We start from the raw sequence: 13302 nt of genomic DNA on the forward strand, positions 1-13302 counted from the left end.
CAAGATGCCGCGATGGCCAACCCCGGCAATCAACAAGACCTGACCCAAGGGCCCATTGCACGCACGTTGCTGGTGTTCGCGTTGCCGATCCTTGCCGGCAACGTCCTGCAGTCGCTCAATGGGTCGGTCAATGCGATCTGGGTTGGCCGTTTTTTGGGCGAAAAGGCCTTGGCGGCGACGGCTAATGCCAACAACATCATGTTCTTTTTAATCGGCGCGGTGTTTGGTGTCGGCATGGCCGCGACCATCTTGGTCGGACAGGCGATGGGTGCGAAGGATATGGTGCAGGCCAAGCGCGTGATCGGCACCAGTGCCACCTTCTTCTTTGGAGTGTCCGTGGTGATCGCGTTGCTGGGTTTGCCCCTGTCGCGACACATCCTTGCGTGGATGGCGACGCCCGCAGAATCACTGCCGCTGGCGGAGGCTTACCTGCGCATCATCTTCATGGCAGTGCCTTTCCTTTACATGTTCGCGTTCCTGTCGGCGATCCTGCGCGGCTCGGGCGATACACGCACGCCTTTCATCTTTCTGATGCTGGCGGTGTTGCTGGATATCGTGCTCAATCCGCTGTTGATCTTCGGCCTCGGACCATTGCCGGAGATGGGCATCGCAGGCTCCGCAATGGCGACGCTGGTGGCCAACGGCATCAGTTTGGTGGCGATGATTCTGTGGTTGCGACATCGACGGCATCCATTGTGGATCAGTCGCCGCGAGAACCACGTCTACATGCCGGATCTCGCGATCTTGCGTGCGCTCATCGTCAAGGGTGTGCCGATGGGCCTGCAGATGATCGTCATCTCGCTGGCGATGATCATGATGATCAGCATGGTTAATGCCTATGGTGTCGACTACGCATCGGCCTATGGCGCGGCGCTGCAGTTGTGGACCTATGTGCAGATGCCGGCGATGGCGATCGGCGCGGCGTGCTCGTCGATGGCGGCGCAGAACGTGGGCGCAAAGCTGTGGGGTCGGGTCGATGCCACGGCGCGCACCGGCGTGGTTTTCAACTTCCTGCTGACCGGCGCACTGATCGCGCCGATCATCCTGGCCGACCGGCTGACGCTATCGCTGTTCCTGCCTGAGGGCAGTGCAGCACTGGCCAATGCACGCCACCTCAATCACATCGCGGTGTGGTCGTTCCTGTTTTTTGGCGTGACATTTGTCGTTTCCGGCGTGGTGCGCGCGACCGGTGCGGTCATCCCGCCGCTCCTGATCCTGGGCGTGGCGTTATGGGGTATCCGCATTCCCTTCGCCAAGTTATTGCAGCCAGCGTTGGGCGTGGATGCGATTTGGTGGAGTTTTCCGGCTAGCGCCTTATGCGCGATGCTGATGTCACTGGCCTATTACAAATGGGGGCGGTGGCGCCAAGCGACCATGCTGGCGCAGGATCCGCGCGAGGTGGCTGTCCCGGCGGAGGTGCCCTCGCATCCGTCATCTCCTGTGGCGGATCGCACGCCAGAGCCACCATCGGTCAGCGCCAACAGCGCCGATCACTCAAGCGTGCCCGCGAGCAGTCCGCGATGAACGAAGATGAGATGGGTGAGGATCGAGGGTCTCGCTTTGTCCTTGCCTTCGCGGTAACAATGACGGGCGTAACGTGATCTATCTCACTCTTTGGAGCCACCATGTCCAGCTTGACCGACGATATTTTTTCCCAGCTTTCTGGCCCTGCACTGCAACAGATCAGCCAGCAACTTGGCACCGGACAGACACAAACGGCGGGTGCGGTCGCGGCGGCATTGCCGCTCTTGATCGGCGCATTGGGCCGCAATGCCAGCCAGCCGCAGGGCGCGGAAGCGCTGTTCGGCGCGCTGGGACGTGACCATTCCGGTGCGGCCGGCATGGGGCTGGGCGACATCCTGGGCGCGGTGCTCGGCGGTACGCAGTCGCGTCAGACCGATGGCCTCGGTCAGCTGGGGCACATCTTCGGCGGTCGCCAGCAACAGGCGGTCAGCGGGTTGGGTCAGACTACGGGCCTGGGTAGCGACAAGGCGCAGATGTTGCTGAAGATCCTCGCGCCCATCGTCATGGCCTACCTCGCCAAGCAGGTGTTTGGTGGTGGCCAGCAGCAGGCGAGTGCACCGACGGCGGGCGCGCTGGGTGACATCCTGGGCCAGGCAGGCCGTCAGGCGCAGCAGCAGGGCGGCTTGGGCGGCGGCCTGCTCGGCGCCGTGCTGGACCAGGACGGCGATGGCGACCTCGACTTCAACGACATGCTGAAGGCCGGTATGGGCATGATGGGCGGCAAGCGATAAGCTGCGCGCGTCGCATCATCCAGTAAGAGACAAAGCCGCCTTCGCGCGGCTTTGTTGTTTGCGGGCAAGGGAATGGGCGATGTTGAATCACCGCCTGACAAAGCATTCATCCGCGGCTGGCATCATGCACACTCCCCGAATGCGAGCTTGTCCGTGATCCGAAACGCCCGATTCGCCATCGTTGCACTCACAGTTTCCTTGTTGGCCGCCTGTGCGCCTGCACCGGTAAAGACGCCGCCGCCAGCTAAGCCGGAACCCACTGCGCCAACACCTGCGCCGGAACCCGCCGCGCCCAAAGCCCCGAAAGTGGTCGAGCCAACTGCCGCCGAGCTATCGCAATTCCGCGCCTGCATGGTCGGCCTGCGTGGCCCGGCGAAAGCTGCGGGCGTGACCGATGCCGCATTCGATCAATACGCATTGACCGTCTCGCCTGACATGGGCGTGCTGCCGCTGCTGGATCGCCAGCCGGAGTTCACGACCGCGTTGTGGGATTACCTGGCTGCGTTGGTTGACAGCCGTCGCATCGCACAAGGCAAAGAGCGCATGCAAACGCACGCCGCATTGCTCTCGCAAGTGCAGGCGCGTACGGGTGTCGATGCCGCGACCGTTGTCGCCGTGTGGGGGGTGGAAAGTGATTACGGGCAAAACTTCGGTCAGCGCCCGTTGTTGCAGTCATTGGGTACGCTGGCCTGTTTCGGGCGACGCCAGGCGTTCTTCCGAAGCGAGTTGTTCGAGGTGCTCAAGATCGCCCAGCGCGGTGATGTGCGCGCAGAAGATCTGAAGGGCTCATGGGCCGGCGCCTTCGGCCACACGCAATTCATGCCGTCCACCTACAACCGCATTGCGGTGGATTTCGATGGTGATGGCCGTCGTGATCTGGTTGGCAGCATCCCCGATGCGCTCGGCTCGACGGCGAATTACCTGGTCAAGTCCGGATGGCGCAGTGGTGAGCCATGGGGTTACGAGGTGACGCTGCCTTCGGGCTTCAACACCGGGCTCGCCGGGCGCACCAATCGCCACGCCTTATCCGATTGGCAGGCGATGGGCGTCGTGCGCGTGGATGGCGGCAACATCGACTTGCCGGCCAATGCGCGCGCTGCGGTGCTCATTCCGACCGGCATCAATGGCCCAGCCTTCCTCGTGTTCAAGAATTACGATGCGATCTACAGCTACAACGCCGCGGAAAGCTATGCCTTGGCGATTTCGCTCTTGTCCAATGCATTGCGTGGGCAGGCTGGCCTGCGCACCCCGTGGCCGACCGATGACCCGGGCCTTGGGCGCGATGAGCGCGTCGAATTGCAGCGTCATCTGAGCGCGCGGGGGCACGATATCGGTGCGATTGACGGTGTCCTGGGCAGTGCCAGCCGTGATGCGATCCGCAAGGAGCAAGCACGTCTGGGCATGACCCCGGATGGCCGTGCCGGGCAAAAACTTTTAAAGACGTTGCGCGAGGGGCGTTGATTCCCTGCGCGTCGCACTGGGCGAGACCGCGCTGCGGCATCATGTACGCATGATCGATGTCGCCCAGTCCCACCACGCGCTGCCGCAGATCAAAGCCGAGCGCGAGACGACCGGGCTGGTGATCTATCGCGCCTCGCGGCTGGAGGCGCTGCTCGATCCCTTCCGCGATCTTCTGGCCGCGACATGGCCTGAAGACCCGCTCACACCGCAAACCGTCATCGCCGCCCACCCGGGCATGAAGCAATGGCTGACGGGTGCCTTGGCCCGGCGCATGGGCGAGGCCGGTATCGTCGCCAATCTCGACGTAGTCCTGCCCAGCACCTGGATCGATCGCCTGGCTCAATCGCGTCTTGGCGCACAGGCAGTGTCACTGCCGCGCTGGCAGCGCGCACACCTGCGCTGGAACCTGCATGAGTGGTTGGGGGATGTCGCATCGGTGCCGGGCCTTGATGATCCGCGTATCCGCCGCTTCCTTGACCCTTCGCTCTCCGCGGCCGAGCGTTCGCGTCGCCGCTTCCAATTGGCGGATCGTCTCGCGCGGCTGTATTCGCAATACCTCGTCTATCGCGCGGACTGGCTGGATGCCTGGGCCAGCGGCATCACTCATTTCGCCACGCGCAACACCCGAGACCCGCAGTTGATCGCGACCGAAGCGCAGTTGCTTGCGCCCCTGTGGCGGCAGGCCGTAGCTGACATCGGTACTTATCGCTCGCAAGTGGTCGCTGACTTGATCGGCACGTTGAATGCATCGAGTCAGGGTGCTGCGTCTTTGCCTGCCTTGCATGTGTTTGGTGCCAGTCACCTCGCGCCTGCCGAGTTGGCGATGTTGCGCGCGTATGCCAAACAGGCCCTCGTTGCGCTGTATTTGCCGGACCCGTGCCGTGATTATTGGGGCGTGTTGGGTGAGGGCGATGCTGCCAGCTGGCGCACACAGGAAGAAGTGCTAATCGATGAGGCTGATGGTGGTGATTGGTGGCGCTCGCAAGGGCATGAATTGCTCGCACGTTGGGGGCGGCTGGGCCAGCATTTCTTTGCAGCATTGGCCGATGGCGACGTGCGCGAGGACATCCGTCATTGGCGCGATACTGATGACGCATCGCCGACCAACCGCTTGCAGCGCATCCAGCAAAGCATTCGCCAAGTGGATGAGGGGCTGATCACCCCATCTGCTGATGTCGCCGCCGAAATGCGCGATGCCTCTCTGCGCGTGCACATCGCCCACACGCCGCAGCGCGAGTTGGAAATCCTGCGTGACGCGATGCTTGACGCGAACGAGCGCGGCATTACTCCCGGCGAGATGCTGGTGATGGCGCCTGACATTCGCCGCTATCTGCCCTTGATTCCCGCCTTGTTCGGTACGCCCGGCGATGCGCGCGAGCCACTGCCTTACCACTTGGCCGATGTGCCGATGAGCCGTGCGCATCCCTTGTTCGCTGCCTTCGAGCGTTGGCTGGCGTTGCCGGCTTCACGCGTTGGCGTTGACGACATCCTCGATCTCATGTCGATGCCGGAGGTGGCGAGACGATTCGGTCTGGATGCCGGTGGCCTTGAAGCCTTGAACACGCTGCTGGAAGAGTCACGCGTTGCATGGTCGCTGGACCCCACGCATCGAGCCGGTTTTGGTGTGCCCGCCATCGCCGAGAACGGCTTTGCCTGGGCGCTCGACCGCATGCTGGCCGGCTATCTGATGAGCGATACCGCTGCTGAGGCGGATGTCGCGCTGCGCCTGCCCGATGACACCGAGTTGCTGCCGCTGTCCAACATCCTGGGCGATCACGCCGATGCCGTGGGTGCACTTGATGCCTTGTTGCAACAAGTGCAGCGCCTGACTTCGCATGCCGATGTCGTCATGCCTGCGAGCCAATGGGCGCAATTCTTCCGTGAAATTTCCGAAAGGGTCCTGCGCATCGACCGCAGTGACCATGACGCGCGCGAAGCCTGGGATGCGTTGCAGCGTTTGATCGCCAGTCTGGCGGATGAAACTGCGGGGGCGGGCGTGGACCCAGAGCTGCACTTCGTTGTCGTTGTCGAACGCCTGCGTGATGCTTTGGCCGCCGTACCGGAACGTCAGCCGTTTCTGCTTGGCGGTGCAACTTTCAGTGGGATGGTCCCGCAACGTGCGATCCCGTTCCGTTTCATCGCCGTGCTCGGTCTGGACGATGGCGTGTTTCCGCGTAATGCCGATCACGGCGGCCTTGACCTGATGGCCAAGCTGCGCCGATTGGGTGACCGTGACCAGCGTTTCGATGACCGTTATCTCTTCCTGGAAACCGTAATGTCCGCGCGTGATCGCTTGCACCTGAGCTACATCGGTGAAGGTGTGCGTGACGGCCAGGCGCGCAATCCCGCCTCGCCCTTGGCAGAGCTTGCGGCAGTGCTGTCACGTGCAGATGCGGCAGCCAGCGAAGACATGAAAAAGGCCGTGCCGTGGCGGGTCAAGCATCCACTGCAGCCTTTCGATGCGCGCTATTTTGATGATGGCAAGGACAGTGATCCGCGCTTGTTCTCCTATGCTGCGCGCCATGCTGGGATGCGTGCAACGGCGCATGCACCCCGTATCGTCGAAGCGACAAGGGTTGAATCCCAGCTCGAATCGCACACCACGGATACCGTGTTGCTCGATGTCTTTAAATCGTATTGGCGCGACCCGGCGAAAGATTTGCTGCGACGTCGAATGGATATCAGTCTTGATGCACTGGAAGACACGCAGCTTTCAGCCGAAGAGCCGCTCGATGCGCGCCTCTCACGCTTCGACAGCGTCGCACGACGACTGCTGTTTGAAGGCGCGTTGGGGGATGCTGACTGGTGGCCCGAGCAAGCTCCCGATTGGTTGCGTCTGGATGGCCGTCTGCCGGCGGGCCAGCCGGGCCGAGATGCATGGCAGCATGAACGCGAGCTCACCCGTGTTGTCGCCAACGCCTTGCGCGAACAAGGGGCTGTCGATGCTGCATCGGCCGAGCGAGAATCACTTGAGATCGAATTATCTTTGCCGCCCGGGACAGGCGCCGAACGATTATTGGGCCGCATCGACAATCTCTTCCCGTCCCCAAGGGGTGGGCTGCAATTGCTCAATATCGCATTGCCGCGATACGACGCTAAAAAGGACAAGTGGCAGGATGTTGAACTCGATTTCGGCAAGCGCGTGCCGGCTTTCATCGATTGGTTGGCCGCGCGTTTGACATTGCCCGTCGATTTGCCTTTGCGGTGTACCTTCAGCACGCAGACGCCTGATGCCTGGGCCGCGGGACTGGAGTTGGCAGATGCCGCATTCCGTGATGGCGATTTGTCACGCACTGAACTGGAGCAGCGTTTGGCGAGGCTGGTCACATGGTGGCGGTCGGCAGATCGACATCCGCTGCGCTATTTTCCGCGCACCAGCTGGGCTGCATGGCAGGCCGTGCAAGAAAGTGATTTGGATGTCGCCTCAGTAGTGCGCAAGACATGGGCATCGAGTGATTACAAAACGGGCGAGCGAGACTTCGCGCCTGGCTATGCGGCGATGTTGGCGGGCGATGATGCGTTCGCCATCGGCTCACCCGCGCTTGGTGAACTGCAAGAATTTGCACGAGACCTTGCCGCGACATTGCACGTCGGCTTCGGGGCAGGGCAATGAACGCCACCACGCCCCCCAACGACTGGCGAGGCCTCAATCTGGATCAGGGAGGTCGAACCCTGATCGAGGCGAGCGCCGGGACCGGCAAGACCTGGACCATCGCGGTGCTCTATCTGCGCCTGCTGCTCGAGCAAGCCTTGGGGCCGCGGCAAATCGTCGTTACTACATTTACCGATGCAGCAGCCAGCGAATTGCGCGAACGTCTGCGTGACCGTTTGCGTTGGGCAGAAGACGAAGCCTTGAGTTTTGATGCAACCTTGCCGTACGACGCCACGGCATCCACGGACATTCTTTGGCTGCATCAGCGCTGGCGTAATGATGCCGAGCAACGCGAGCGTGACTTGCAGCGATTGCGGCTTGCATTGGCTGAACTGGATCGCGCACCGATCTCCACGTTGCACGGACTGTGTGCACGCATCCTGGCCGAGCACCCTTTCGCCGCAGGTGGGCGATTCGTGCAAGGCGAGTTGGTCGATGGCGCGGCCTGGATGGCCGAAATCGCCGCTGATCTGCGCCGCACTTTGACCCAAAGTGATGCCGATGAACTGGATGTCTGGCTACCTCAGGCATTGCGTGTGCATTTGACCAGGTCGCCGGACGCACGCCAGATGGGACGCCTGCTTGCACCTGGCACCGACGTGCCCTTGATCAATGCGCCTGATTGGCCCGGCGTGGAGGTGGTCGAGGCCTTGCGCGCAGGTACGCGAGCGGGGCTATTCAAAGCCAATAGCCTGCAGCCACAAGCCTGGATCGCTGCAGCGAACTTCATCGAGACGCGTGGCGGCGCGCCTATCGATGAGAAGCTGCTGAAAGCGCTGCCTCTGCAAGAAGGCCTGAAAGGCGTGCTGAAAGGTGCGGCAAATGATGAGGGGCTTGCACGAGCTGCAGCTGTATCGCCATTGGTCGCTGAATTTGTCGCGTCGTTGCAGTCAAGTGATTTGCAACAACTTTGGCATCGCATTCGCGCATGGGGGCTGTTGCAAAAATCGCGGCAGGCTGAACGCCATGACCAGCGCAGCTTTGATGACTTGCTCTCGAGCGTGCAATCGGCATTGCTGGCAGAACAAGGTGACGCCACGCGTCCACTCGCCGATGCACTGTGCGCGGCTTGGCCTGTCGCACTGGTGGATGAGTTCCAGGATACAGATGGCGTGCAGTACGGCATTCTGGATGCCATCTATCGTGATGTCGAAGGACAGCCGCGTGGCCGTTTGGTGATGATCGGCGACCCCAAGCAGGCGATTTATCGCTTCCGTGGCGGCGATATCCACAGTTATCAGCGTGCGGCCCATAGCGCCGACGCAAATGGACATCTTCGACTCGATACCAATCAGCGTTCTTCGCGTGGCTTGGTCGATGCGGTCAACCAGTTTTTCGCCGCCAGCGGTCCGTCACTGGATGCAGGCGGTGGCGCATCGTCCGGCATCGAATATCACGCGGTAGCGGCCAGTGGCCGACGCGACGCCGAGCCGCTGCGGATAAAGGGCGAAGTGTCATCGCAACCTCTGGTCATCCATTACCAGGAGGATGCACCGGAATTGCAAGAGCCCCGCATCGAAGCGGCATTGGTTGCTTGTGCGAATGACATTGCGCAGATGCTTGGATCTGGTGATGTCCTGATCGGCAACAAACCACTCACACCCGCAGACATCGCGGTCCTGTTACCCACGCATGGACAGATCCAGCGCATGCGTCGTTTGCTTGAGTTGCGCGGCGTGCCCTGCGTATCACGATCCAAGTCCAGTGTCTTCATGGGCGAGACCGCACGTGATCTGCAATTGATCCTGCATGGCGTGGCAAACCCAGGCCGCGCATCATTCATCAGGGCGGCATTGGCGTCGCCGCTATGGGGTATGCCTCTTGCACAAATCCGTGCGATGGATGCCGATCCTTCGGCCATGCAGGCGATCAGCGGCCAATTCCATCGTTGGCAGTCGGCTTGGCAGTCGCGCGGCGTGCAAGCCGTAGTAGATGCGGTGGTCGAGCAGCTCGGCCCGCACTGGTTGTCAAGGACAGAGGGCGAACGCGTGCTCACCGACGTCCGTCACCTCGGCGAAGAGCTGCAGTCGCAGGCGGACGAAGGCCTGGGTCCGCAGGCCCTGCTTGGATGGTTGGCCGCGCAGCGTGCCGGCGAAACCGATGGTGAAGAAAGTGCCAGCGAATCGCGCCAGCTGCGCATCGAGTCCGAAGCCGCACGCGTTCAATTGATGACACTCCACGCAAGCAAGGGTCTGGAGTTCCCGGTCGTGTTTCTGCCCTTGATGTGGGCACATGGCGAGCGGCGTGAGAACGAATTCGTCGTATTGAACGATCCGATCACGGGCATGCGCCAACTGCGCACCGACGATGCGGCCAAGCAGCAGGCTGCCCGAGAAATGCAGGATGAACGTTTCCGCGTTTTCTATGTCGCGCTGACTCGTGCTATCCACGCCTGCCATGTGTATGCGCTTCCGCCATCCCGTAGCAAGGCCTACGGCGATACCCGCGGCACTGCGCTCGACATCCTCTTGGCACGCATGCCGCACGATGTGATGAGCCTAGGACTGATTGATGCGACGCCACGTATCGGTTGGCAACAAGGTTGGCGCAGCGAGGGGAGCGTGCACTACGCGGCCGCCGTTGAAAATGACGTGCGTGGAAAGGCTCGCGATATGCCGCCTGCACGTTCAGCACCATTGCCATCGCGCCACAGCTTCAGCACGCTGACGCGCGGCTTGCATGCAAGTGATGGCAGTCAGGCTCCTGCAGCGTCCGACGAGATGGCGGAGGAGTGGGTCGATGTTGCATCCGATCAGCTTCATGAGGTGGGTGAGCATCCTGCGTTGCTGGCCTTGCAGGATGTGCGCGGCACCGGCATCGGCAATGCGATTCACGCAATCTACGAACATCGTGACATCGGCCTGCCCGTGCGGGAGCAGCCCGCGTTGTTGCGCAAGTCGTTGCGAGAACAAGGGCTGTGGAATAGCGACATCGCCGGGCAATCATTGGCCAAGCGCGTGGCCGAGCGCATTGATGCCACGCTCGCCACGCCGTTGGCTGATGACATGCCTACGTTGGGTTCATTGCCGGCGAACGATTTGCGCGCGGAGATGGGTTTCCATTTTTCCCTGGATGAGACGTCATTGCAGGCCTTGCGGCAAGCATGCGATGCGCATGGCGAGCCGACGTTGGTGCCACGGGGCGCACGTCATCTGGTTGGCCTCATGACCGGCAAGATCGATCTGCTTTTCCGACATGACGGCCGCATCCATGTGCTGGATTACAAGGGAAATTTCCTCGGGACGCGCATCCAGGATTACCAGGGCACCTCCCTGCAGCGTGCAATGCAGCACGCAAATTACCCGTTTCAGGCGCTGCTCTACACCATCGCGCTTGAACGTCATTTGCGCTTGCGTTTGCCTGCTTACGACCGTGCGCGGCACTTGGGCGATGCCTGGTATCTGTTCGTGCGCGCAGCGGGTCTAGCACCCAGCACAGGCATCTGGCGACATCGTTTTGCAGATGGTTTGCTGGATGACGTGGACAAAGCCTTGCCAGGGGTGAAGGTGGAGGTCGTTGCATGATCCAGGCTGGACAACGCTTCGACTTCAAACCGAATGAGACCTGGGGTGCCCAAGACGATCTCCGCACGGTAGATCGTGCAGTCGCGCGTTGGGTCATTGCGCACGGCGGCAGCCCGGGTTTGGCCAGGTTGGCAGCGCAAGCCAGTCTCGCCGATGGGCGCGGGGATAGCGCACTGCGTATCGATGAAGATGTGTTGCGCGGTGTGCTCACCGATTCCGAGTGGGTAGGGAATGCAGCTTCGAATAGTCAGCCGTTTGTTGTCGATGGCGACCTGTTCTACTTACGCCGCAATTTCCTCAACGAAGTCGCAGTCGCCACGATGCTGCATCAACGCCTTCGGTCTTTCGATGTCGAAGACGAGACACTCGATTTGCATGGTCTGTTCGATGAGGCGGGCGGCAATGCGCAAGCAGGCCAGGTTGAGGCGGTTCGCAAAGCCCTGGACCGTCGCCTCTTCGTGTTGACTGGTGGGCCAGGTACCGGCAAGACCACAACCGTCCTACGCTTGTTGATGGCGGCCTCTCGCAACCACCGCTCACATCACGACGAATGGCCGCGCATCTTGTTGGCAGCGCCTACCGGCAAGGCAGCTCAGCGACTGGGTGAGTCTCTGCGTAACGCCACGCCAGAAGATTTCCCCACCGATTGGCAGGACGCGTTGCTCCACGTGCAATCTGGAGCGACCGGCACCCTGCATCGGTTGTTGGGTAGTCGTGGCACGCGTGGGGGGTTTTCGCGTGACAGCGAGAACCCGCTGGATGCAGATATCGTCGTGGTCGATGAAGCCTCGATGCTTGATCTTGCCTTGCTGCGGGCCTTGCTCTCTGCGCTGCGGCCGCAGACGCGCCTGGTATTGGTAGGGGATGCGGATCAGCTGGACTCGGTTGGTACGGGCTCCGTGCTGCAAGACATCGTCGTTGCATTGGATGGTGAAGCAGGCCAGCATCTGCAGCGCCTGCGACATGCCTACCGCGCCGATGCGGCATTGCGTCCCTTGAACGAGGCCGTGCGCATTGGCGATGCCACTGCATTTAATGCAGGCTTGAACTCGGCGAGTGCGCAGGCCCTGCATCGACCCGTAGGCACGGTGTCTGAACTCACCGCACAACTGGATGCATGGAGCGATGCGATCCTCCTCGATTACCGTGCGCACCGCATCGATAAGCCGGTGAATGAAGCGGAGTCCGATCACATCCCCCAGTTGCTGGCGGCGGCGGGGCAGCGACAATTGCTTTGCGCGCTGCGCGAGGGGCCTTTCGGTGCAGCAGGGCTCAATGCTGCCATCGAAACCCGTCTGTCGCCCGCGTTGCAAAGCGAGAGTGGGACGAGCCCGGGGGCGCGTTGGTATCCCGGCCGCCGCATCCTCATTACCCGCAATGATGCTGCCAGTGGCTTGTTCAACGGCGACATCGGCCTATGCCTGTTAGACACAGAGGGTCGCTTGCGTGCCTGGTTCCAAGGTGGCGATGTGAAGCCCCGCTCATTCGATGTCGGATCGCTGCCGCCGCACGAGCCTGCCTTCGCGATGACCGTGCACAAAGCCCAGGGCTCAGAATACGACGAAGTCGCCGTGCTGTTGCCACCCCAGGCAGAACATCCCTTGCTGTCGCGGCAATGGTTTTACACTGCGATTTCGCGTGCACGCAGGGCGCTACATTTATGGGGAAGTGACGCGGCCGTGCGCCATGCCATCGATCATCCAGCACGGCGTAGCAGTGGGTTGTCGCGGCGCATTCGCACAGCGATTTCGCCATGAAACCGTTTTCCGAAGCCAATGAGCGCAACAAGGCACCGATTCTTGATGTGTTGCAAAAGCATTTGCGAGTTTCGACTCGTGTGCTTGAGATTGGTAGCGGCACGGGTCAGCACGCGGTGCATTTCTCTGCAGGCTTGCCGCACCTGGTGTGGCAGCCCACTGATCAACTGCAGCATCTCGATGGGATCATGCAGTGGGTGGATGAGGCTGGATTGTCCAACCTTCGCAAGCCCTTGCCGTTGTGGGTGCAAGTGGATGATGCCGTTTCTGGTTTGGTGAGCACGAATGTATCCACTTTCCGGAAATTGCTGGAAGAAAGCGAATCCGGAACAGGCTTCGATGCCGCGTTTACTGCCAACACGCTCCACATCATGGGATGGCCTGAGGTCGAAGCCTTGTTTGCCGCCTTGCCAACGATGTTGCGCAGCGGCCCGAGCGCACTCATCGTCTATGGCCCGTTCAATCGGGATGGCGAATTTACCAGCGAAAGCAATCGCCATTTCGACGCATGGCTCAAGGCGCGCGACCCACGATCAGGTATCCGTGATGCAGAAGCCGTTGGTGCCTTGGCGTATGCACAAGGCTTTGAATTGATCGACGACCTGGCCATGCCGGCCAATAACCGGATGCTGGTGTGGCGTCGAGCGCCATGA

Annotated in this window: 7 protein-coding genes; all 7 read left to right on the forward strand. The window is 61.4% G+C overall.

The window, feature by feature from the left end; genetic code table 11:
* Window positions 1–12: 12 nt before the first annotated feature.
* The 7 genes from BW989_RS02790 (at window position 13) to BW989_RS02820 (ending at window position 13302) form a co-directional block, all read left to right on the forward strand.
* The gene (locus BW989_RS02790; protein WP_076585081.1) at window positions 13–1524 is read left to right on the forward strand and encodes an MATE family efflux transporter; all 1512 of its coding nucleotides are present in this window, start codon (window positions 13–15) and stop codon (window positions 1522–1524) included.
* A 101-nt stretch (window positions 1525–1625) separates the two neighbouring features.
* Complete coding sequence (locus tag BW989_RS02795; RefSeq protein WP_076585083.1) at window positions 1626–2255, forward strand: DUF937 domain-containing protein; 630 nt, start codon at window positions 1626–1628, stop codon at window positions 2253–2255.
* 306 nt (window positions 2256–2561) lie between these two features.
* Window positions 2562–3716, forward strand: coding sequence for a lytic murein transglycosylase (locus BW989_RS02800; protein WP_076585323.1), 1155 nt, complete (start codon window positions 2562–2564; stop codon window positions 3714–3716).
* Window positions 3717–3765: 49 nt separating this feature from the next.
* Window positions 3766–7329 carry an exodeoxyribonuclease V subunit gamma gene (recC, locus tag BW989_RS02805; RefSeq protein WP_076585085.1) on the forward strand — a complete coding sequence of 1188 codons (3564 nt, stop codon included), beginning with the start codon at window positions 3766–3768 and terminating at the stop codon, window positions 7327–7329.
* Entirely contained in the window at window positions 7326–10892 is a 3567-nt protein-coding gene (locus BW989_RS02810) for a UvrD-helicase domain-containing protein (RefSeq protein WP_076585087.1), read from the forward strand. The genes recC and BW989_RS02810 overlap by 4 nt, the downstream gene beginning before the upstream one ends.
* Window positions 10889–12649, forward strand: coding sequence for an exodeoxyribonuclease V subunit alpha (recD, locus tag BW989_RS02815; protein WP_076585089.1), 1761 nt, complete (start codon window positions 10889–10891; stop codon window positions 12647–12649). The genes BW989_RS02810 and recD overlap by 4 nt, the downstream gene beginning before the upstream one ends.
* Complete coding sequence (locus BW989_RS02820; protein ID WP_076585091.1) at window positions 12646–13302, forward strand: DUF938 domain-containing protein; 657 nt, start codon at window positions 12646–12648, stop codon at window positions 13300–13302. Before recD ends, BW989_RS02820 begins: the two co-directional genes overlap by 4 nt.

The sequence above is a fragment of the Solilutibacter tolerans genome, from assembly GCF_900155935.1.
Classification (GTDB): domain Bacteria; phylum Pseudomonadota; class Gammaproteobacteria; order Xanthomonadales; family Xanthomonadaceae; genus Solilutibacter; species Solilutibacter tolerans.